The following is a 21,828-nucleotide window of genomic DNA, read 5'->3' as shown; positions in this document are numbered from 1 at the left end:
AGGCGGCGAAGGGGGAAGGACGGGGCTGCGGACCCGGCCCAAAGAAGGGCGGACGCCGTGAACGGACGGGCATGGTCGGACCTCCGAAATGATGCGCGCCGGCCAATTTGCCGGTCCGTCGAGGCTAGACGGGGGAAGACGGCGGCCGCTGTGAGGCGCAGCACAAAGTTGCGCAGGAGTTGGGCACCCTCCGACGTACCGGGTGTGGCGGGCTCCACAGCGCGGCCCGGTCCAGCCCCCTAGAGTGCCCGGCAGGACCGGCGCCCCGTTGGTCCGTCCCAGCGCCCGAGGAGACAGACCATGACCGCCCGCCGCCCCAAAGCCGACGCCACCGAAGGCTTCGACGACCGCTTCGCCCGTCATGGAATCCTGGAGATCGCCTATCTGCGGTCGGTGGAGCTCGACGGCCAGCCCGCCTACGCCGTGTACGCCGCGGACGGCAGCTGCCTGTGGCTGGACACCGACCGCGCGTCGGCGGGGGCGACGCTCCAGGAGCATGGGATGGAGCTGGTCAGCGTGCATTGAGGAGTCCGGGGGCAAGGTGTTGCCCCCACCCTCCCCGCTTCGCGGGTCCCCTCCCTCCCCCGCTGCGCAGGGGAGGGACTTTTCGTGCGTGCAATGCCAATACCCTCCCCTGCGAAGCGGGGGAGGGTCGGGATGGGGGCAAGGCACTCAACTCATCCCTTCGGGCTCAACAGGCACGACGTCCGGTTCCGCGTCACGATGGCGAGGCTGTTCTCCGGCTCGCCCGCCCGGCGGAAGCGCAGCGCGTTCAACTGACTGGCGACGCTGAGCGACAACACGTTCAAATCCGTCTCGTCGATGATCTTCTCGCCGTCCTGCCAGCACTGGATGCGCACGCGGCCCTTGGGGACCCCGACGTCGAGGCCGCCGGGCTGCACGCCCGCGTCGCTGCTCTTCTTGCGGACCACCGTCGCGTCGGCGGCGCCACCCACGAGGGGGAGCGCCGCGACCGCCACCAGGAGAAGGAGTTTCCGGACCATGGCGCGCCCTCCCTTCCCTCTCGATCACTGGATGGGCCGGAACTCGACGCGCCGGTTGCGGCTGTCGGTCGGATCGGGGGTCAGCGGCTGGCTCTTGCCCAGGCCGGCGATGGCGATGCGCTGCGGCTCGATGTGGTGGACGCGCACCAGATACTCGCCCACCGACACGGCCCGGCGCTCGGAAAGGGCAAGGTTGTACTGCTCGCTTCCCACCGCGTCGGTGTGCCCCTCGATGACGAGGCGGAGTTGCGGGTCCTGCGACATCAGCCCGCCCACCGCGTCGACATAGGAATAGAACTCCTTCGGAACGTCGGCGGAGTTGAAGGCGAAGTTGATGCGGAAGCCGAAGCCGTTGGCCGGGCGGGTCTCCGCCGGGGTCTCCGGCGCGGACAGCGTGGCCGGCTGCACGCCATTGGAACGGCGCGGCGCGGCCGGCGGCGGGGCGACGGGCGGGGCCGCAGCCTCCTGCACGGGCGCGCGCTTGGGCTTGGGCTGGGGCGCCGGTTCCGGCTGCGCCACCGGGGCGGTCGGCGGGCTGTAGCTTTGCTGCGGCGTCATCTGCTGCTGTTGAGCGGGCGCGCCGTAGTTGACACTGTCGGTCGGGCGCGGGCGGTTGGCGCTGTTCATGCCGCCGCCGATGATCTCGATGCTGCGGGTGCGGATCTTCGGCTGCTCGCTGCCGTCCGCCGCAGGAGCCGCCGCCGGGCCGGGCTTCACCGCCTCGCGCAGTTCGTCCACGGTCGGCGGACGCTCGAACATCATGACCCGGTTGCCGCCGGAGCCCTCGACGGTCTGCGCCCGCGCGGGAACCGCCATGCAGGCCAGGGCGATCATCGGCAGGGCCAGAGCGGGAAGCGCCACGCCGTTCAGCCGTCGGGCGATGGTCTTGGAGGTCGGTCGCGGCATCGCTGGTCTCCCATGATTCGGCGCCATGATCTGGCGTGGTGTTCGGCTGCCCCCTTCTCTATCCCCGTCCCCCACCCCCGCGCTGTGAGCCGGTCCACAATCCCTATCGTTGAGCGGACACGGCGGGCAGAACCTGCACGGCCATCTGCCGGCTGCGCACGGTGGTCCCCTGGATGCTGCCGTAGGCGCCCACCACGTCCGCCAGCGTCGCGCCGGGGATGGGCTGAAGGTCCTCGGTCTTGTAGCGGTCGGCGATGCGGGTCCCGAGTTCGTCGGGCGAGACGACGCAGGCGATGGTCTCGGAGGCGCCTGGACGATCCATGCGCAGGTTGAAGGGCTTCTGCGCCCCCGGCGGCACCTCGACCTGCTGGTTGGCCTGGACGAAGCTGTCGGGCTGGAAGCGGTTGGGGAAGATGCGGGCCACCGACCCGGCGGCGTCCTGGTAGTAGCAATAGACGAAGCCATTGGCCGTCGGCTGCACCTTGACCACCAGCGCCTCCCCGGCGCGGTAGCGTGGCTGCGGCCCGCGGTCGGAGCTGAGGACCAGGTCGGGCGGCGCCCCGGCCGGTGCCGGCGTGGCGCGCGGCAGCCCCTCCCCGCCGGCGTTCGACACCGATTGCAGGCGCGGCGCCCCCGGCCCTTTCTGCCCACTCGGCTGGGCGAGCATGCGCTGGTAGAGGTCGAAGTCGATGCGCCCCGTGGCGATCAGGTCGTTGTCCGCCTGATAGCGGGAAATCGCGTCACGGGTGCGTTCGTCGAGCTGGCCGCTGTCCGGACCGTCGTAATAGCCCTCGGCCAGCAGGACGCGCTGGACGTAGGCGACGCGCTGCGACGGCGCCATGCCGTCGAACCAGTCGCGCGCCTGCCCGGCGAAGGCCGGGTTGGTGTGGTCGATGCCCAGGCACTGCCAGTAGGGGGTGCGGGTCATCTTCCCCAGCACCTCGATCGTGCTGAGCTCGATCAGCGTGCGCACCGCCTGATGCAGCCCTTCGGACTTGTTGAGCGAGACGTTGAAGGACAGGCCGGCCTTGCCGATCACCGCCCCGGCGTCCGCCCCCTTGCCCGACGAGATGATGGCGAGCGAATTGCTGGCCGACAGGCCGGGGATGATCTGGCGGGTCGCCAGCTCGCCGATGTTCAGATCCACCGAGATCACCGACATCACCTGATCGGCGGAGATGCCCAGGTCGAAGGTTGGCAGGGAGATGCCGGCGCTCGCCGCTTCGCTCACCACATTGTCGTCGAGCTGGGTGATGGCGCCACGCACGTAGTAGGACGGCGCGCGGAAGTTGGGCTGCACCCCGATCATCCAGTAAAGCGCGTTCACGTCGTCCAGCGTCGGCTCGAAATCGACGAAGCGGAAGGCGTTCGACCGCTCCGACATGCGCGACACGGCGGTGATCAGCATCTCCTTGGTGCCGCCGGCCACCCGCCCCGTGGCGTCGGGGATGCCGTTGGAGGTGATGAAGATGTCGCGCTTGCCATGGTTCCACATCAGCGTGTCCATGCAGCGCAACGCCTCGCTGAAGTTGGACACGGTGCGCACCGGCGGGGTCTTCGGCTTCTGGACCAGGGTCGCCTGTTCGCCCGAGGTGACGCAGGCTCCCATCAGAAGGAGCGATGCGGCCGCCGCCACCCTCGCGAAACCGGTGCACCGGACAAATCCCATGGCCTCACTCCCTGGACGTTCAGCGGACCGACACGCGCGTGCTGTCGCCGCCCGGACGCACGGTGATGGTGATCTTCTTGGACAGGATCGGCGGGTCGTGCGGGATGTGCTCCGCATCGCCCATCAGAAGCTGGAGCGTGTGCCGGCCCGGCGGCAGCTCCAGGTAGGTTTCTGTCTGGCCCTTGCCGAAATGGATGTAGTTGCGGTTGTTGGGGATCGGCTCGTCCATCGGCGGCAGGTCGGCGTCGACCAGCAGGTGATGGTGCCCGGTGTTGTCCTTTCGCACGCCCGCTGGAGCGACGCCGAAGTTGCGCAGGCCGAACCACACCTTGAAGCGGCCCCTCACCACCTCCCCGTCGTTGGGCCAGCCGATGTAGATGTAGGCGTCCTTCGCCGCCGCCGTCCGCCCGGACTTCGCCGCGTCGGGGGTGGAGGGGGTGCTTTCATGCTCGTGCCCCGGGCTGGCCGGCTGCGGCGTGTTGGTGGTGTCGGACAGCGGCTTGTCGAGCGGGTCGGCCTCCGGCGACGACTGCGCGGCCAGCGGCCCGGCGGCGAGCAGGACGGCCAGAAAAACCGGGACGGCGGCGTTGCGCATCATGACGTCCTCCCTGTCGGGCTCTTATTGCGGCACGATGATGGTGATCTTCTGCGACATGATCGGCGGGTCGTGCGGCACATGGTCCGCGTCGCCCAGGATCATCTGGAGCGTGTGCCGGCCCGGCGGCAGCTCCAGCCGCACCTCCGTCTGGCCGCCGCCGAAATGCAGCGACTGCTTGGTGTTTGGGATCGGTTCGTCGTAGGTGGCGAGATCGGAGTCCACCAGCAGGTGGTGGTGCCCGGTGTCCTCCTTGCGGATGCCGGCCGGGGCGATGCCCATGTTCTGCAAGCCCATGCGGACCCACAGCTTTCCGCCGGAGATGGTGGTGCCGTTGGACGGCCACATGATGTAGGCGCGCGCTCCCTCCGGCGCCTTCTCCCGTCCGTTCGTGCTCTGAGCGTTCGCGCTTTGGGCCGACGCCGCGCCAGGCAACAGGAGCAGCGCGGCCGCCACGATCATGGCGGCGTGAGGCATGGACACCTCGCTCTTCTGGCTCTTCTCTTTGGGAATTTCAATCTTATGCTTGGTGAGCGGACAATGTTCGCGGTCTTTCGGACCTCATCCTTTCTCTCCCCACCCCCCGAATATTAAGGAGCGGAGGCGATCCGCGGTCACCCCACTTTGCGCGAAGACCGGGGCCGCTTCGCCTATTCCTATTTTGGGCTTGACGGTTCCGCTCGCGGTGCGAAGGTCACGGGGCAGGAGGTTGCCGGTCCCGCATGCCCGATTCATCCCGCCTCGCCCCGCTTCCCGTCGGACCCACCGGTGCGCCGCCGCGCCTCGGCCTGCGCCATCTGCTGGCCCCGGCGCTGCTGACCCTGGGGGCGGCCGGTCTGGCAGGGCAGCGCCCCTGGCTGTCCGGCCACATCACCCCAATCGCGGGCGTCATGGTGGCGGACGCGTTGGCCTCGCTGCTCGCCGCGGCGGCGTGGCTGGGGGCGGCGTGGCTGGGGTCGCGGGTCATCGACCTCGTGGTGGCGCGCAACGCCCGCGCCACGCCGATGCCGCGCCTGCTGACCGACCTGCTGCGCGCGCTGCTCTACGGGCTGGCGGTGCTGGGCATCCTGGCCTTCGTGCTGGGCCAGCCGGTGACCGGGCTGGTCGCCACCTCCGGCGTGGTCATCGCGGTGCTGGGCTTCGCGCTGCGCAACATGATCGCCGACATCTTCTCCGGCATCGCTCTGAACGTCGAGCATCCCTACCGCATCGGCGACTGGGTGGAGCTGACCCCCGGCGTCACCGGGCGGGTGGACGAGATCAACTGGCGGGCCACACGGCTGGTGACGCTGGACGGCACGGCGCTGGTGGTGCCGAACGGGCTGGCCGCGGGCAACCGCATCACCAACTACAGCCAGCCCGGCAGCGGCTTCCGCGCCGGGGTGCCGGTGACGCTCGACGCCGAAGTGCCGGTAGCCCGCGCCAAGCGGATCATTCTGTCGGCCATCGTCTGCTGCGACGCCGTCCCCACCGAGCCGCGGCCCGACGTGGTGGTGGACTCGATCACCCTGAACGGCGTCACCTATCAGGCGCGTTTCTGGGTGGCGGATTATTCCCGTCTGGCCGCGACCCGTGACGCCGTGGCGACCACCATCCTGGAGCATCTGGCCCGCGCCGGGCTGGAGCCGGCCAGCCCCAAGCAGGAGATGCGCCGCCGCAGCAACCGCCCGCCGCCCTGTTCGGCGCTGGGGCTGGGGCGGGACCTGCTGTCCCATGTGGACCTGTTCGCCGCCTTCCGCCCTGAGGAGATCGATGAGCTGGCGTCCGGCATGCATCTGCGCCACGTCGCCGCCGGGGAGGCGGTGGTGCGCCAGGACGAGACCGGGACCTCCCTCTTCCTGGTGGCCGAGGGCGCGCTGGACGTGCGCGGGGTCTTCGGGGGGCGGACGCTTCTGCTCGACCACATGGGGCCGGGCGACGTCTTTGGGGAAATGTCGCTGCTGACCGGCCAGCCGCGCAGCGCGTCGGTGATCGCCAACACCGACGCCGTGGTCTACGAGCTGGACAAGGAGGCGCTCGACCCCGTCCTGCGCCGCCGTCCGGAGCTGGCCGCCCGGCTGGCCGACCTGATGGGCCTGCGCCAGCGCCGCAACGACGCCCACCGCCGGGCCAGCGCCCCCGCCGCCGTGACCCAGACGGCGACCGAGCATGACCTGCTGGCCCGCCTGAAAACCTTCTTCAGCCTGTGATTCAGGTGCTCAGTGGAGAGAAGGGCATCCCCGCCTGCTCCAGCGCCTTTTCGATCACCTCCGCCGAGGTCTGGTCGAACAGTTGCAGCAGCAAATCGTCGATCTCGCGGTCCTGGCTGTTGCCGCAGGCGTCGAACAGGGTGGCGATGGCCTCCGTCTGGAAGCGCTCGCGCCCCTCGTCGCCGCCCCGGTAGTCCAGCGCCTTCGCCACCGCGATGGCGACGCGGAAGGGCTTCAGCAGGGTGAAGGACAGGCCGGCCTTGGCGAACAGCCCCTTCAGCGCGTGCGGCCCGCCGTCCCAGGCGAGCTGACGGGCGTTCTCCGGCGGCAGGTTAGCGCGCACCGCGATCCCGGCGTCGAACAGCGCGATTTCCCCGGCGCACAGCGCGCGGAAGAGCAGCGGCGCCGACAGCCGCCCGCGGATCAGCAGGTGGCGGGCGAGCAACTCGACGTCCGCCTCGCGCGGGGTCAGCGGCTTGAGCAGGAGCAGGGTCGCCGCCTCCCGCGCCCGCTCGACCAGGATGCCGATCAGGCGGGGGTTGAGCCGGTGGCTGCGGATCAGCCGGTTGCGGATCTCCTCCGACACGAAGAGGATCAGCTTCTCCACCACCGCCGCCGACAGGTCGGGGCGTGCCGCCATCGCCTCGTTCACCGTGGCGACGCGGCCCCAGCGGTCGAGCACGCTGTGCAGGGACGGTTCCGGAATGACGGCGCCGCGGTTGCGCAGAAGCTCGGTGATGACGATGACGTTGCCGTTGCGCACCAGCGCGTCGGACACCGCGGGCGAGACGGAGCGGCGCCCGGCGATGGCCAGCTCCTTCGCCGGACGCCGTTCGCGCAGGATGTCCAGGAGCAAGCCTTCGCTGAGCTTTTCCGCGTGGCGCAGGATGGGAAAGGCCACCCGGTCGACGTCGCGGGCCAGCTTCTCCGCCAGCCCCTCCGTCAGCAGGGAGGAGTTGTGGATCTGCCACGCCACCGCCTCGCGCACGGCGGTCACCGCGTCGGCGGCGAAGCGTTGCAGGATGTCCATGGCCAGCGCCCGCTCCGCCTCGGCGAGGTCCCCCGCCTCCAGGTCGCGCACCAGATGGGTCATGGTGTCGATGCGCGCCTGGGCGTCGGGTGCCGCCAGCAGGCGCTCGACATCCTTCTGGCTCAGGGACCGCTGTGACATGCGCTGGGTCTTCCGGAACGGACGCTCGGGATCAATACTCCGGCGTATCGTAGCGGATCAGATCGCTCCACGTCCGCTCCAATCGGCGCAACGTGCGGTATGTCGTCTCCAGATCGGCGGCTTCCTCGTCGCTGCGGATCAACGCCTCGCCCCGGACGGCCTCCAGCCCGCGCAACGCCTCGCACAGCTTCAACCCGCGCTCCGACAGGCGGAGCCGCGCCGTGCGCCGGTCGCGCTGCGAGGCGGAGCGGTCGACATAGCCCGCCTCCACCAAATGCTTCAGGTTGTAGGAGGCGTTGGAGCCGAGATAGTAGCCGCGCTCCAGCAGGTCGCGCACCGACAACTCCTCGCCGCCGATGTTGATCAGCATCAGGGCTTGGCCGGGGCTGAGGTCGTCGATCCCGATCCGCGCCAGCTCCATCCGCAGCACATCCAGGAATCGCCGGGTCATGCTCTCGATGATGCGGCCAAGGTCGGTGTATACGGCGGGCAGCGACGCGCCCGCCGTGGCGGCGCTGTCCGGCGTGGCTTTCTCCGGCACGGCTGGGGTCGGCTGCTGCTTGGCGGCGGCGCTCATCGCGATACTCCCGCTTTGGAAAAAAGCTTCATGGTATGGCGTCGATCCAATTCCGAACGATGGACGGTTCTCCCGTCCTTGTGTCCACAGAATGATAAGATTTTAGTTTAATTTGTGGAAACAATGTTGAGACATGGCGGCCCTGCGCGCCGGAACCGCCCCACCCACCTCCTGTTGCACCCCTGTTCCCGCAACATGGAGGAGGCCGGCCATGCCGCATCCCACACGCTGTTCCGTCGCACCGCAAGCGTGCACTTGGAGGGTCCGCTGATGCGCAGCGGCTTGGCTCTCGCGGCCGGTCTGCTGGCCGGCCTGTGGCTGGACACCCGCCGCCGCACCAACCGGGCGGAGCGGGAACACCCGCCGACCGGCCGTTTCATGAGCGTCGGCGGCACCCGCCTGCATTACCTCGACCACGGGCCGAAAGACGGCGCAGCGCCGCCCGTGGTGTTCCTGCACGGCAACGGCACCACCGCCGACGACTGGGCGCTGAGCGTCCTGGACGAGGCGGCCCGGCACCGGCGCTGCGTCTGCTTCGACCGCCCCGGCCATGGCTACAGCGAGGCGACGCCACGGCGCGACGCCGGTCCCGCCGCCCAGGCCGCGCTGCTGCGCGCCGCCACCCGCAAGCTGGGGCTGGAGCGCCCCATCGTCGTCGGCCACTCGCTGGCCGGGGCGGTGGCGTTGGCCTGGGCGCTGGATTTCCCGGAAGAGATCGGCGGTCTGGTCATCCTGTCCGCCTTCACCCATCCGACCCCGCGGCTCGACTTCCTCCCCATGATGGGGCCGGCCATTCCGGTGGCCGGTCCGCTGCTCAGCCACACCGTCCTGCCGCCGCTGGACCGGCTGATCCTGCCGGCGATGATGCGCCGCATCTTCGAACCGAACCCCGTTCCGCCCAGCTACAACGAGTTGCCCCCCGACCTTCTGCTGCGCCCGACGCAGTTGGAGGCCGCCGCCGCCCAGCTTGCCGCGTTGATTCCGGGCGTGGCGGCGATGGCACCCCGCTATTCCGAGATCCGCTGCCCGATATCGGTCGTCGCGGGACGGGAGGACCGCATCGTCGATCCCCACGCCCACGCGGTGCAGCTGCACAACGCGGTGGCCGGATCGACGCTGCATCTGCTGGCGGACACCGGGCATATGCCGCAGCACGCCCGCCCGGACGCGGTGATGGCCGCCATCGCGCGGGTGGAACGAGCGCTGACCGCCAAGTCGACTCACGCGGTTACATGAGTCGACTCTTCCAATTCGGCGACCGGGGATTGCGACTCGAAAAAAGCGACTCGTGGCGACTCGGGTGAGGGATGGTTAACAGTTTGGTTACGATCCAAGCGCTAACCTTCGGCCATATCGCACACTTTCAGCGCCTCAAGGATTACGCCGATGTCCATGGCCGCCGACGTTGACACCATCGAACGCACGTCCATCGTCGCCTACACCCTCCTCAACGAGCTGCACGATGTGCTGGCTCTGCCCAAGGCGCCCGATGACGTGACGCTCGGCATTCTGATGGGGCTGTCCATGTTCATGGACGACAAGGTCGGACCGATGCGCTCCAAGCGCCTGATGTCGGAGGCGCCGACCATCGTCCTGAAGACCGACGCCCATGTCACGTCGGACCAGATGCAGCGGATCATGCCGGTCCTGCGCGCCTTCGGTGACCACCTGAAGGACATGCGTGCCAAGGCCGCCCGCCCGGTCGACGACACCGTTGCCTGACCGCGGAGCGCAACCCCGGTTTCACGAAAGGCCCGGCCGGCAACGGCTGGGCCTTTTGCCGTTCCGGTGCCCGGCTTGACCAGCCCGGCAATTCGTCGGATGCTGAACCATTGGTTCACCGGAGGGGCGCCGCCGGTGGTTCGGACGCAACGCGGGGGCGGCTTCGGTCATGGAAGTGCCAACGGGGGATTGGATCTGGGCTCTGGCCATCGCCGCCCTTCTGACGGGCGCGACGGTCAGCGTCATCGTGCTCGCCGCCGTCGGCTCGATCCGCCGCAGCGTCAATGAGGGCGGCGCCCGCCAATCGCAACAAATCCGCAAGCTTGCGGAGACCGTCGCCACCCTGAACGTCCAGCAGCAGGCCGCCGAGGGCCGCATCCAGTCCCTGACCGAGGCGAACCGCAGGCTGGCGGAGGAGGTCACGGCGCTGAACGAGCGGCTGCGCGACGCGGACTCCGCTCCCCGCATCACCGGCACCGCAAGGCTTCTTCACTGACCATGCCCGACTTGTCCACCTGCCCCATCGACGGCGACGCCGAGCGCGCCCGCTGGACCGCCAGCGCCGACGCCTGGGACCGCTGGGCCGACCCGATGGCCGATCTGGCCGACAAGCTGAACCAGCCCCTGCTCGACGCCGCCGGGGTGACGGCGGGCGACCGGGTGCTGGACCTCGCCTCCGGCGCCGGCGAACCGGCGCTGAGCGCCGCGTTGCGGACAGGTCCGGACGGGCTGGTGGTGGGCAGCGACCTCGTGCCCGGCATGATGGCCGGCGCCCGGCGCCGCGCCGCGGGGATCGCCGACGGAGCGCGCCCGGCCTTCGCCGCCGCCGACATGACCGCCCTGCCCTTCGCCGCGGAGAGCTTCGACCGGGTGACCTGCCGTTTCGGCATCATGTTCGTCCCCGACGTGGCGGCGGCCCTGGCCGAACTGCGCCGCGTTCTGCGCCCCGGCGGGCGGGCGGGCTTCATGGTCTGGGGGCCGCGCGCCGGCAACGCCCTGTTCGACACGGTGGGCGAGGCCGTCGCCGCCCAATTGGGCGAGGACCGCAGCCTGGACCCGCTGTTCCGCTTCGCCGCCCCCGGCCTTTTGGCGGAGGCCCTGCGCGCCGCCGGCTTCGCCACGGTGACCGAGACCGACATCACCCCGGTCCGCAAGGCCCCCCAGGGCCAGCCCTTCTGGCGCGCCACGCTGGAGATGAGCTTCGGCCACCGCCTGCACGACCTCACCGCCAAACAGCGCGCCGCCCTGGACGCCGAGGTGACCCGCCGCTTCGACGCTCAGGCGCAAGCCGGCACGATCCCCCTGCCCATCCACGTCCGCATCATCACTGGCGCCTGATTTCCCTGCAAATCATCCCCTCCTCTGCGTCAGCGGGGGAGGGTCGGGTGGGGGCAAAACCTCTCCACCCCGACCGCGCGCCCAAGTGCCGCAGCCACTCCACCGAGCCATATTCCCAGTTGAGCGTGCCCACGCATTCCTCTGGATGTTGCGTGCCGACGGGCCCAACCTGTCCGGCATCCGAAAGCCGTCAACGGGACGCAAAAGCGCTCTCGTTCTTGCTCCGTTCGATTCGCGACACTATTCTTTCCGGTCTCAGCGAACCATTCGGTCCTCCATGTCCTTCCCCTCCCCCCTCCTCCCCGCCAACGTCCAGGGCTGGTTCCGGTCGCGGGGCTGGGCGCCGCACCCGCACCAGCTCGCCATGGTCGAGGCCGCGGCGGCCGGGGACAGCGCCCTGCTGATCGCGCCGACCGGCGGCGGCAAGACGCTGGCCGGCTTCCTGCCGTCGCTGATCGATCTGGCCGAGCGCCCGCGTGAGGGGCTGCACACGCTCTACATCTCGCCGCTGAAGGCGCTCGCGGTGGACATCCAGCGCAATCTGGAGGAGCCCGTCGCCGAGATGCGGCTGCCCATCCGCACCGAGACGCGCACCGGCGACACGCCCGAATCCAAGCGGCGGCGGCAGCGGGCCAACCCGCCGCACATCCTGATGACGACGCCGGAAAGTCTGGCGCTGATGATCGCCTACGCCGACGCGGCGACGATCTTCCGGCACCTGCGCTGCGTCATCATCGACGAGTTGCACGCGCTTGCCGGGACCAAGCGCGGCGACCTGCTGGCCCTGGGGCTGGCGCGGCTGTCCCGGCTGGCGCCGCAGGCCCGGCGGGTCGGGCTGTCGGCCACGGTGGCGGAGCCGGCGCGGCTGCTCGCTTGGCTGTCCAAGACCGGGCATGCGGATGGCGGCGACGTGCGGCTGGTCACCGGGCGGGCCGGAGCCTCCGCCGAGGTGGAGATCCTGACGACGCGCGAGCGGCTGCCCTGGTCCGGGCGCATGGCCATGCACGCGCTGAAGGAGGTGTACCAGCGCATCCGCGCCCACCGCACCACGCTGGTCTTCGTCAACACCCGCGCCCAGGCGGAGCTGGTCTTCCAGGAACTCTGGCGCCTCAACGACGACACCCTGCCCATCGCGCTCCACCACGGCTCGCTGGCGGCGGAGCAGCGGCGCAAGGTCGAGGCCGCCATGGCGGCGGGCAAGCTGCGGGCGGTGGTGGCGACCTCCTCGCTCGACCTCGGCATCGACTGGGCGGCGGTCGATCTGGTGGTGCAGATCGGCGCTCCGAAGGGGGCGAGCCGGCTGGTCCAGCGCATCGGCCGCGCCAACCACCGGCTGGACGAGCCGAGCCGCGCCCTGCTCGTCCCCGCCAACCGGTTCGAGGTGCTGGAATGCCGCGCCGCGCTCGACGCTGTGGCGGCCATGAGCCTGGACGGCGAGCGGCCCCGCCCCGGCGGGCTGGACGTGCTGGCTCAACACATGCTCGGCATGGCCTGCGCCGAGCCCTACCGGCCCGACGACCTGTACGACGAGGTGGTCCGCGCCGCCCCCTACGCCGGGCTGTCGCGGGACGAGTTCGACGACGTGCTGGACTTCGTGGCGACCGGCGGCTACGCGCTCGGCAATTACGAGCGCTTCCACCGGCTCAAGCTGCGCGAGGACGGGCGCATGGCGGTGACCGGGCCGGCGGTGGCGCGGCAATACCGCATGAACGTCGGCACCATCACGCAGGAGGCCATGCTGCGCGTCCGCCTGAGCCGCGGCCCGGTGCTGGGCGAGGTGGAGGAGCATTTCATCCAGGGCCTCACCCCCGGCGACACCTTCGTCTTCGCCGGCCAGCTGCTGAAGTTCCTCGGCATCCGCGAGATGGAGGCGCAGGTCGCCAAGGGCGGCACCGGGGAGCCGAAGGTCCCGGCCTATGCCGGCGGGCGGCTGCCGCTGACCACGGCGCTGGCCGACCGGGTGCGCGCCATGCTGGCCGACCCGGCGCAGTGGCCCGGCCTGCCGGAGGACGTTCAGGAATGGCTGCGGCTCCAGCGCTGGCGCTCCGTCCTGCCGGCGCGCAACGGGCTGCTGGTCGAGAGCTTCCCCAAGGCGGGCAAGCGCTTCCTCGTCGTCTACGCCTTCGAGGGGAGGAACGCGCACCAGACGCTGGGGATGCTGCTGACCCGCCGGATGGAGCGGATGGGCTGCGGCCCGCTCGGCTTCGTCGCCACCGATTACGTGCTGGCCATCTGGTCGCTGCGCACGCCCAAGGATATGGACGGGCTGTTCGACCAGGACATGCTGGGCGACGATCTGGAAGCCTGGATGGACGAGTCCTCGATGCTGCGCCGGACCTTCCGCAACGTGGCGCTGATCACCGGGGTGATCGACCGCCGCCATCCCGGTCAGGAGAAGTCGGGGCGGCAGGTCACCTTCTCCTCCGACCTGATCTACGACGTGCTGCGCAAGCACGACCCCGGCCATGTCCTGCTGCGCGCCACCCGCGCCGACGCGGCGGGCGGGCTGACCGACGTGCGGCGCCTGTCGGATTTCCTGATCCGGGTGAAGGGCCGCATCACCCACAAGAACCTCGACCGCATCTCGCCCCTCGCCGTGCCGGTCATCCTGGAGATCGGGCGGGAACGGGTGGACGGTTCCGCCACCGACGAACTTCTGGAGCAGGCCGCCGCCGATCTGGTGGCCGAGGCGATGCCGGAACTCGGTTCGCCCCGTGATGAGCAGGGCCGGCTGACGTTGTGATGAGCATGGACACGACGATGACCCTGCGGGGCGCCGCGCTGGCCCCCGATCCCTCCGGCGCGCTGGTCTGGCCGGCGGAGCGCACGCTGGTGGTCGCCGACCTGCATCTGGAGAAGGGCTCCGCCTTCGCCGCGCGCGGGCGGATGCTGCCGCCCTACGACACGCGGGCAACGCTCGGCCGGTTGGCGGAGCTGGTGGAGCGGTTGGCCCCCGAACGGGTGATCTGCCTAGGCGACAGCTTCCACGACCGCCGCGCGGCGAGCCGCATGGAGGCCGGGGACGTGGCGCGGCTGCGCGACCTGACCGGGCGGGTGACCGACTGGCTGTGGGTCACCGGCAACCACGATCCGGAACCGCCGGAGGGGTTCGGCGGGCGCATCCTGGACGAGCTGGCGCTCGGCCCGCTGACCTTCCGGCACGAGGCGGTGCCCGGCGCCGTGGGCGAGTTGTCGGGGCATCTGCACCCGGTGGCCGCCGTCGTCGTGCCGGGCCGGCGGGTGCGGGAGCGCTGCTTCGCCTTCGACGGGGGAAAGCTGATCCTGCCGGCCTTCGGCGCCTTTGCGGGCGGGCTGAACGTGCTGGACCCGGCGGTGTCCGGCCTGCTGGCGGCGCGGTTTGAGGTGCATCTGCTGGCCCGGGGCAAGGTCCACCGCTTCCCGCGCAGCCGCCTCGCTCCCGATAGGAAGTAACTTAACGTTTTAGAATGAATTTGGAATGAAATTTCGAATTCAAAAAATCATTCCAAGTTGCCAAAAAAATATTCCATTTGGTAGAATTTTCAACATCGCCGGAAATGCATACAAACGAAACCACCCTCCAAGATGAACGAGCTCAGAAATGAATGAATATGAAAAATCTCAGCACCTTGCAATATTAGATTGGAAAAATCAGGAGCCAAGTGTCGTTGGTGAGTTATTTGGCGCCGCCATCTCTCCCATTACATGGGCCTTTAATAAGATTATTCCATCATCTGCAATAGAAGGAGCCATACACGCCTCTGACTGGATTGCGAAGCAAACAATACCAACAAAATCAAATGAGTTCATTCAAGAAAAAGAACTAGAAGAATTGGACTTGGATGCAGATTCGGTACATAACTGGGCGATTGGTTACGCTGTCACAGAAGGGGGAGCAACTGGTGCTGCAGGCTTATACGGCATTCCAGTCGATGTCCCTGCGATAGTAACACTGTCTCTCAGAACCATTAGAGCTATAGGAAACAGCTATGGCTACAACATTACAAACGAAACGGAGAAGCAATTTGTGCTTTCCGTATTGGGAGCTGCTGGGGCGAACACGATGGCGGAGAAGACAGCGGCTATTGCAACCTTAAGAAGCCTCCAAATTACTCTTGTTCGACAAACATGGAAAAAATGGCCGAAGTGGCTGCTGAGCAGACATTAAGCCGAGAAGCAGCGCTTGTTGCACTGCGTAGTTTAGCTAAGCAATTAGGAATTAACCTCACAAAAAGAAAAGCTCTACAGGCAATTCCTATAATCGGAGCTGGTGTTGGGGCTGCCGTTAATGGGTCATATATTCGCGATGTCGGATGGGCAGCGAGAAGAGCGTATCAAGAGCGGTGGCTTGCAGATAAAAATAAGATCTAAGAGTTTCGTTCTAAGAAAAGCCCGGAGAGTCGGGGGAACTCTCCGGGCGAGTGGTCCTGCCGGAACCGGCGGTGAAACGTCCGGCAGGAGGGACCTCGATGAAAAAGCAGAACGTCAGTTCGGCATCATGACCGTATCGATCACGTGGATGACGCCGTTGGACGCCATGATGTCGGGCTTCACGACCTTCGCGTTGTCCACCATCACGCCGCCCTTCGTCGCGTCGATATCCACGGTGGTGCCCTGCACGGTCTTCGGCGATGCCGTCTTGCCGGCGATATCGGCCGAGGTCACCTTGCCCGACACCACATGATAGGTGAGTACGGAGCGGAGCTTCTCGCGGTTCTCCGGTTTCAAAAGATTTTCGACGGTGCCGGCGGGCAGCTTGGCGAAGGCCTCGTCGGTCGGGGCGAAGACGGTGAAGGGACCGCTGCCCTTCAGCGTGTCCGCGAGGCCGGCGGCCTGGACGGCCTGGACCAGCGTCTTGAACTGGCCCGCCGACACGGCGGTGTCCACGATGTCCGCCGCCTTCGCGGAGAGGGCGGCGAGGGACAGCGGCAGAGCGACGGTGGCGGCGGTCAGCAGGCGTGACAGGCGGGACATGTGGTTTCCTCCGTTGATGGCGTCTCGTTCCTCCCCCGACCGTGGAACCGGCGCCGTCGGCCGCCGTGCCTCCGGCTCCACGTCGTGGCAGCGAAGGCGGAAATAGCGGCGCGGAAATCGCGGTCAATAGGATTTCCCCAGGAAAAATTTTTGCCGCCGCGGTGATCCGGAGCAATCGGCGCCGCGTAGCAAGAGCCATTGACCGTGGTCATTGGCTGCGGCGTTTTGGCATGCCCGTTCTTCTGTTCATGTCCTTAAAGTTGGCCGATGACGACCGATCAATCCCCCATCCTCGTCTGGTTCCGCAACGATCTTCGCCTTGCCGACAACCCGGCGCTGAGCGCCGCGGCGGAGGATGGGGCGCCGGTCATCCCGGTCTACATCCGGGAGAAGGACGCCCACGATCCGTGGCTTCCCGGCAGCGCCTCCCGCTGGTGGCTGCACGGCAGCCTGGAGCGGCTGGGCAAGGCGCTGGCCAAGCTCGGCTCGCCCCTGGTGCTGCGCAGCGGCGACCCCGCCGCGGTGCTGGCCGCGCTGGCGGAGGAGACCGGCGCCGACACCGTGCTGTGCAACCGCCGCGCCGGCCCCACCGCCATCGCCCGCGACCGACGGGTGGGCGAGCGGCTGACCGCGCGCGGCGTGACGGTGCACCCCCACAACGCTGCCCTGCTCTACGAGCCGGGAACCATCCGCACCAAGTCGGACACGCCCTTCCGGGTCTTCACGCCCTTCTGGAAGGCGCTGCTGTCCATGCCGGAGCCGCCGCGCCCCACCCGCGCGCCGGGCAAGCTGACCCCGCCGGCCAAGCCGGTGTCCAGCGAATCGCTGAAGGACTGGGGCCTGCTGCCCACCACGCCGGACTGGGCCGGCGGTCTGCGCGAGCGCTGGGAGCCCGGCGAGGCGGCAGCGCGCGAGCGGCTGGCCGATTTCCTGGACGGGCCGGTCGCCGCCTACCCGGCGGAGCGCGACCGCCCGGACCATGACGGAACCTCCGCGATGTCGCCGCATCTCGCCTTCGGGGAGATCGGGCCGCGGCAGATCTGGCACGCCGCGCGCCACGCCGCCGACCAGCGGCATGAACTGGCCGCCGGTGCCGAGGTCTTCCTGCGGGAACTCGGCTGGCGGGAGTTCAACCACCATCTGTTGCGCGAGGAGCCGGGCATTCCCGACACGCCGCTGGACGCGCGCTTCGCCCGCTTCCCCTGGCGGACCGACAAGGCGGGCCTGCGCGCGTGGCAGCGCGGGCGCACCGGCTATCCCATCGTGGACGCCGGCATGCGGCAGCTCTGGCAGACCGGCTGGATGCACAACCGCGTGCGGATGATCGTCGGCTCCTTCCTCATCAAGGACCTGCTGATCCCCTGGCAGGAGGGCGAGGCGTGGTTCTGGGACACGCTGGTCGACGCCGACATCGCCAACAACGCCGGCAACTGGCAGTGGGTGGCCGGCTGTGGCGCCGATGCGGCTCCCTTCTTCCGCGTCTTCAACCCGATCCTCCAGGGCGAGAAGTTCGACCCGGAGGGGGCCTATGTCCGGCGCTACGTGCCGGAGTTGGAAAAGCTGTCCAACCGCTGGATTCACAAGCCCTGGGAAGCCCCGGACGAGGTTCTGCGGCAGGCAGGAATCACGCTCGGCAAGGACTATCCGCGGCCGATCGTCGACCACGGCACCGCCCGCGACCGCGCGCTGGCCGCCTTCAAGGAGATCAAGAAAGCCGACGATTGATCGGCGCGGAGTCGTGAAACCCGACCGTGTGTTTTCATTCCGCCTTCATGGGAGTGCAAAGAAACCGTCACAGCCCCCCGGTAAGGTGCGCCCGCCCAACCCCAAATATATTTGCGGAAAGAGACGAGGCACACCGATGGACACCCAAGACCTGCCCCAGAAGGGCACCAAGTATCTGACCTTCGAGGGCCGCGAGGACATCGGCTCCAACCCGTCCGAAAACCCGACCATGGGCGACGTCATCAACGCCCGCCTCGGCCGCCGCGACATGATGCGCGGCATGCTGAGCGGCGCCGCGGTCAGCGCCCTGATCGGCCCGGCCGCCCTGCTCTCCGCGCCGCGCGACGCCGAGGCCGCCGTGACCGGCGCCTCGCGCCCGGCCAAGGCCAGCTTCTCCTTCCAGGAGGTGGCGCACGGTGTCGACGCCGACCATCACGTGGCATCCGGCTACAACGCCGACATCCTGATCCGCTGGGGCGACCCGGTGGTCCCCGGCGCGCCGGCCTTCGACCCGATGAACCAGACCGCCGAGGCGCAGTCGAAGCAGTTCGGCTACAACAACGACTTCGTCGGCTACGCCCCGCTGCCGCTCGGCTCCCAGTCGCCGGACCGCGCCCTGCTCTGCGTGAACCACGAGTACACCGACGAGGAGGTCATGTTCCCCGGCGTCGGCGTGGAGCAGCAGAAGGACAAGTTCGCCCGCATGACCAAGACGCTGGTGGACATCGAGATGGCCGCCCACGGCGGCACCGTCGTCGAGATCCGCAAGGTCAAGGGCAAGTGGGTGACGGTGGCGGATTCCCGCTACAACCGCCGCATCACCGGCGAGACGGCCTGCGCCATCACCGGCCCGGCCGCCGGCCACGCCCTGATGAAGACCAGCGACGACCCGACCGGCACCATGGTCCGCGGCATGCTGAACAACTGTTCCGGCGGCATGACGCCCTGGGGCACCTGGCTGTCGGCGGAGGAGAACTTCAACGGCTACTTCTGGGGCAAGGTCGAGGACAGCAACCCGAACGCCAAGGTGCTGAAGCGCTACGGCTTCCCCGGCGAATGGTACAACTGGGGCGTTTATCACGACCGCTTCGACATCGCCAAGGAGCCGAACGAGTCCAACCGCTTCGGCTGGATCGTCGAGATCGACCCCTACGACCCGACCTCGACCCCGAAGAAGCGCACGGCGCTCGGCCGCTTCAAGCATGAGGCCTGCCAGATCGCGCTGGGCAAGGACGGCACCGTGGTCGCCTACACCGGCGACGACGAGCGGTTCGACTATGTCTACAAGTTCGTCGCGGCCAAGAAGTTCGACCCGAGGAACCGCGCCGCCAACATGGACATCCTGGAGACCGGGACGCTCTACGTGGCGAAGTTCAAGGCCGACGCCTCGGTCGAATGGCTGCCGCTGGTCCATGGCCAGGGCCCACTGACCGCCGAGAAGGGCTTCCCCGACCAGGCGACCGTCCTGATCAACGCCCGCCTCGCCGCCGACGCGCTGGGCGCCACCAAGATGGACCGTCCGGAGGACATCGAGGTCAACGCGGTGACCGGCAAGGTCTACGTCATCCTCACCAACAACTCCCGCCGCAAGCCGGAGCAGGTGGACGCGACCAACCCGCGCGCCGAGAACAACTGGGGCCACATCGTCGAGATCCTGCCGGAGAACGGCAACCACGCCTCGACCAAGGCGGAATGGACGATCCTGGTCCGCGGCGGCAACCCGGCGGACGCGAAGGTCGGCGCCCAGTTCCACGCCGACACCTCGGCCAACGGCTGGTTCTCCTGCCCCGACAACGCGGCGGTGGACCACCGCGGCCGCCTGTGGATCACCACCGACCAGGGCGAGAACTGGAAGAAGGCGTCCGGCACCGCCGACGGCGTCTGGGCCGTGGAAACCGAAGGCGACCTGCGCGGGCTGTCCAAGATGTTCTACCGCGTGCCGGTGGGCGCGGAGATGTGCGGCCCGTGCTTCACCACCGACGACAGGACCCTGTTCGTCGCCGTGCAGCACCCGGCCACCGACGGCGTCGACCAGTGGGAAGGCTTCAAGGGCAAGCTCTCCTCCTTCGAGGACCCGGCGACCCGCTGGCCGGACTTCAAGCCGAACATGCCGCCGCGCCCGTCGGTGGTCGCCATCACCAAGAAGGATGGCGGCGTGATCGGTCTCTGACCCCACGGGCGTCCGTCCCATAATCCAGCGATACGCCTTGAAAGGGCGGCCCCCGCGTCCGGGGCCGCCCTTCTTCTTTGTCTGGTGTCGGCGTCCGGCGATGTAATAAGATAACGCCATGACCACCGATCCGCATTCCACCGCTGGCCCGGCCTCCGGCCACGGGCACGACCACGCGCATTGCATCGCCGACGCGCTGATGCGCGCCGACGCCCTGTGCGCGGAACGCGGCGCGCGGCTGACCGCGCTCCGCCGGCAGGTGCTGGAGCTGGTGTGGAACAGCCACAAGCCGCGCGGCGCCTACGCCATCCTTGAGGACCTCAGCCAGCGCGAGGGCAAGGCCACCGCCCCGCTGACCGTCTACCGCGCGCTGGAGTTCCTGGTGGAGCACGGGTTGGTCCACCGCATCGAATCGCTGAACGCCTACATCGGCTGCGCGGCGCCGGGGGCCGTCCATTCCGGGCAGTTCCTGGTGTGCGAGACCTGCGGCAACGCCGTGGAGATCGACGACCCGCGCATCCGCGCCGCCATCGGCACCATCGCCGCCGAGCATGGTTTCCAGGTCAGCCGCCCCACCGTCGAGGTGCGCGGCACATGCACCGACTGCCAGGAGAAGACCCCGTGACCGCCGCACCCACCCCCGCCGCCCAACCGGCGCCCCGCCTGCCCGTCTCGGTGCTGACCGGTTTCCTCGGCAGCGGCAAGACCACGCTGCTGCAACGGCTCCTGCACCATCCCGGCATGGCCCGCACCGCCGTGGTCATCAACGAGTTCGGCGAGGTCGGGTTGGACCATCTGCTGGTCGCCAAGGCGTCGGAGAACATGGTGCTGATGGACAGCGGCTGCCTGTGCTGCACCATCCGCGGCGACCTCGTCGACACGCTGCGCGACCTGTTCCTGAAGCGCGTGCGCGGCGACATCCCGGAGTTCGATCGGGTGGTGGTGGAGACCACCGGCCTCGCCGATCCGGCCCCGATCATCCACACGCTCATGAGCGACCCGCTGCTGGCCGCCCGCTTCCGCCTGGACGGGGTCATCAGCACGGTGGACGCGGTGCATGGCGCCAACCAGCTCGACCGCCAGCCGGAGAGCGTGAAGCAGGCCGCCGTCGCCGACCGCATCGTGCTGACCAAGACCGACCTCGCCACGCCGCACACGACGCTCGCCTTGTGCCAGCGCCTGTCGGCGATCAACCCGGCCGCCCCGCAGATCCCCGCCGCCTTCGGCGAGGTGGACCCGAAGCAGCTGTTCGACGCCGGCCTCTACAACCCCGACACCAAGAGCCCCGACGTGGCGCGCTGGCTCCGCGAGGAGGCGTACCGCGACGAGCAGGCTCATCATCATGATCACGGGCACGGGCATGACCATGATCATGACCACGACCATGGCGACGCCTGCGGCCCCGACTGCGGACACGACCATCACCACCACGATGCCAACCGGCACGACGACCACATCCGCGCCTTCTGCATGGTGGTGGACGAGCCGATCCCGTGGAACAACTTCGTCGACTTCATGGAGGCCCTGATCGCCACCGGCGGGGAGAACCTTCTGCGCATCAAGGGGTTGCTGAACGTGAAGGAAAGCCCGCTGCCGGTCGTCGTCCACGGCGTGCAACACATGTTCCACCCGCCGGTCCAGCTTCAGGAATGGCCCGGCGAGGATCACCGCTCCAAGATCGTCTTCATCACCCGCGACATCGGCGAGGCGGTGATCCAGCCGATGTTCGACCAGTTCGTTTGGGGAGCGGAAGGGACGGCCTGAGGGCACTCCTTGCCCCCACCCCGGCCCTCCCCCGCTGACGCAGGG

21 protein-coding genes are annotated in these 21,828 nt (G+C 68.7%); 13 read left to right on the top strand and 8 right to left on the bottom strand.

Going from position 1 to position 21,828, the window contains the following annotated elements; genetic code table 11:
- Window positions 1-300: 300 nt before the first annotated feature.
- A complete protein-coding gene (locus tag FHW79_RS07430) occupies window positions 301-525 on the top strand; it encodes a DUF1150 family protein (protein WP_183178288.1) in 225 nt (74 codons plus the stop codon).
- A 152-nt stretch (window positions 526-677) separates the two neighbouring features.
- On the opposite strand, the gene FHW79_RS07425 is transcribed toward FHW79_RS07430, so the two are convergent.
- From FHW79_RS07425 to FHW79_RS07405, 5 genes are all read right to left on the bottom strand, one after another.
- On the bottom strand, window positions 678-1,004 hold the full coding sequence (locus FHW79_RS07425) for a hypothetical protein (protein ID WP_183178287.1): 327 nt from the start codon (window positions 1,002-1,004) through the stop codon (window positions 678-680).
- A 24-nt stretch (window positions 1,005-1,028) separates the two neighbouring features.
- The gene (locus FHW79_RS07420; protein ID WP_183178286.1) at window positions 1,029-1,910 is read right to left on the bottom strand and encodes an OmpA family protein; all 882 of its coding nucleotides are present in this window, start codon (window positions 1,908-1,910) and stop codon (window positions 1,029-1,031) included.
- Between the two features lie 103 nt (window positions 1,911-2,013).
- The gene (locus FHW79_RS07415; RefSeq protein WP_183178285.1) at window positions 2,014-3,579 is read right to left on the bottom strand and encodes a DUF4384 domain-containing protein; all 1,566 of its coding nucleotides are present in this window, start codon (window positions 3,577-3,579) and stop codon (window positions 2,014-2,016) included.
- A gap of 19 nt (window positions 3,580-3,598) precedes the next feature.
- Window positions 3,599-4,177 carry a DUF4399 domain-containing protein gene (locus tag FHW79_RS07410; RefSeq protein ID WP_247884198.1) on the bottom strand — a complete coding sequence of 193 codons (579 nt, stop codon included), beginning with the start codon at window positions 4,175-4,177 and terminating at the stop codon, window positions 3,599-3,601.
- Window positions 4,178-4,198: 21 nt separating this feature from the next.
- Window positions 4,199-4,651 (bottom strand): DUF4399 domain-containing protein, encoded by a 453-nt coding sequence (locus FHW79_RS07405; RefSeq protein ID WP_183178284.1) that lies wholly within the window; start codon window positions 4,649-4,651, stop codon window positions 4,199-4,201.
- 245 nt (window positions 4,652-4,896) lie between these two features.
- On the opposite strand from FHW79_RS07405, the gene FHW79_RS07400 reads away from it, so the two are divergent.
- The gene (locus FHW79_RS07400) at window positions 4,897-6,363 is read left to right on the top strand and encodes a mechanosensitive ion channel family protein (protein WP_247884197.1); all 1,467 of its coding nucleotides are present in this window, start codon (window positions 4,897-4,899) and stop codon (window positions 6,361-6,363) included.
- 1 nt (window position 6,364) lies between these two features.
- Here the strand turns inward: FHW79_RS07400 and FHW79_RS07395 are convergent, their stop codons facing one another.
- The gene (locus tag FHW79_RS07395) at window positions 6,365-7,534 is read right to left on the bottom strand and encodes a DUF2336 domain-containing protein (protein WP_183178283.1); all 1,170 of its coding nucleotides are present in this window, start codon (window positions 7,532-7,534) and stop codon (window positions 6,365-6,367) included.
- 31 nt (window positions 7,535-7,565) lie between these two features.
- On the bottom strand, window positions 7,566-8,111 hold the full coding sequence (locus FHW79_RS07390; RefSeq protein ID WP_183178282.1) for a MarR family transcriptional regulator: 546 nt from the start codon (window positions 8,109-8,111) through the stop codon (window positions 7,566-7,568).
- A gap of 270 nt (window positions 8,112-8,381) precedes the next feature.
- Here FHW79_RS07390 and FHW79_RS07385 point away from each other — a divergent pair, with 270 nt between their 5' ends.
- From FHW79_RS07385 to FHW79_RS07355, 7 genes are all read left to right on the top strand, one after another.
- Entirely contained in the window at window positions 8,382-9,347 is a 966-nt protein-coding gene (locus tag FHW79_RS07385; RefSeq protein ID WP_183178281.1) for an alpha/beta hydrolase, read from the top strand.
- A 156-nt stretch (window positions 9,348-9,503) separates the two neighbouring features.
- Window positions 9,504-9,833 carry a hypothetical protein gene (locus FHW79_RS07380; RefSeq protein ID WP_237903362.1) on the top strand — a complete coding sequence of 110 codons (330 nt, stop codon included), beginning with the start codon at window positions 9,504-9,506 and terminating at the stop codon, window positions 9,831-9,833.
- A gap of 169 nt (window positions 9,834-10,002) precedes the next feature.
- Window positions 10,003-10,329 carry a hypothetical protein gene (locus FHW79_RS07375; protein ID WP_183178280.1) on the top strand — a complete coding sequence of 109 codons (327 nt, stop codon included), beginning with the start codon at window positions 10,003-10,005 and terminating at the stop codon, window positions 10,327-10,329.
- Between the two features lie 2 nt (window positions 10,330-10,331).
- The gene (locus FHW79_RS07370; protein WP_183178279.1) at window positions 10,332-11,171 is read left to right on the top strand and encodes a methyltransferase domain-containing protein; all 840 of its coding nucleotides are present in this window, start codon (window positions 10,332-10,334) and stop codon (window positions 11,169-11,171) included.
- 277 nt (window positions 11,172-11,448) lie between these two features.
- The gene (locus FHW79_RS07365) at window positions 11,449-13,914 is read left to right on the top strand and encodes a ligase-associated DNA damage response DEXH box helicase (protein WP_183178278.1); all 2,466 of its coding nucleotides are present in this window, start codon (window positions 11,449-11,451) and stop codon (window positions 13,912-13,914) included.
- The gene (gene pdeM, locus FHW79_RS07360; protein WP_183178277.1) at window positions 13,914-14,603 is read left to right on the top strand and encodes a ligase-associated DNA damage response endonuclease PdeM; all 690 of its coding nucleotides are present in this window, start codon (window positions 13,914-13,916) and stop codon (window positions 14,601-14,603) included. The genes FHW79_RS07365 and pdeM overlap by 1 nt, the downstream gene beginning before the upstream one ends.
- 148 nt (window positions 14,604-14,751) lie before the next feature.
- A complete protein-coding gene (locus tag FHW79_RS07355) occupies window positions 14,752-15,318 on the top strand; it encodes an EcsC family protein (RefSeq protein WP_211108133.1) in 567 nt (188 codons plus the stop codon).
- A gap of 317 nt (window positions 15,319-15,635) precedes the next feature.
- On the opposite strand, the gene FHW79_RS07350 is transcribed toward FHW79_RS07355, so the two are convergent.
- Window positions 15,636-16,124 (bottom strand): fasciclin domain-containing protein, encoded by a 489-nt coding sequence (locus FHW79_RS07350; RefSeq protein ID WP_103038906.1) that lies wholly within the window; start codon window positions 16,122-16,124, stop codon window positions 15,636-15,638.
- A 267-nt stretch (window positions 16,125-16,391) separates the two neighbouring features.
- On the opposite strand from FHW79_RS07350, the gene FHW79_RS07345 reads away from it, so the two are divergent.
- The 4 genes from FHW79_RS07345 (at window position 16,392) to FHW79_RS07330 (ending at window position 21,783) form a co-directional block, all read left to right on the top strand.
- Window positions 16,392-17,849 carry a deoxyribodipyrimidine photo-lyase gene (locus tag FHW79_RS07345; RefSeq protein WP_183178276.1) on the top strand — a complete coding sequence of 486 codons (1,458 nt, stop codon included), beginning with the start codon at window positions 16,392-16,394 and terminating at the stop codon, window positions 17,847-17,849.
- 136 nt (window positions 17,850-17,985) lie between these two features.
- Window positions 17,986-20,019 carry a PhoX family phosphatase gene (locus tag FHW79_RS07340; protein WP_183178275.1) on the top strand — a complete coding sequence of 678 codons (2,034 nt, stop codon included), beginning with the start codon at window positions 17,986-17,988 and terminating at the stop codon, window positions 20,017-20,019.
- Between the two features lie 118 nt (window positions 20,020-20,137).
- Window positions 20,138-20,644: a Fur family transcriptional regulator gene (locus FHW79_RS07335; RefSeq protein ID WP_183178274.1), complete on the top strand. Its 507-nt coding sequence runs from the start codon at window positions 20,138-20,140 to the stop codon at window positions 20,642-20,644.
- The gene (locus tag FHW79_RS07330; protein ID WP_183178273.1) at window positions 20,614-21,783 is read left to right on the top strand and encodes a GTP-binding protein; all 1,170 of its coding nucleotides are present in this window, start codon (window positions 20,614-20,616) and stop codon (window positions 21,781-21,783) included. Before FHW79_RS07335 ends, FHW79_RS07330 begins: the two co-directional genes overlap by 31 nt.
- The last annotated feature ends 45 nt before the right edge of the window (window positions 21,784-21,828 follow it).

Source organism: Azospirillum sp. OGB3 (genome assembly GCF_014192915.1).
Lineage (GTDB): Bacteria > Pseudomonadota > Alphaproteobacteria > Azospirillales > Azospirillaceae > Azospirillum.
This window is presented reverse-complemented; position numbering and strand designations above follow the sequence as displayed.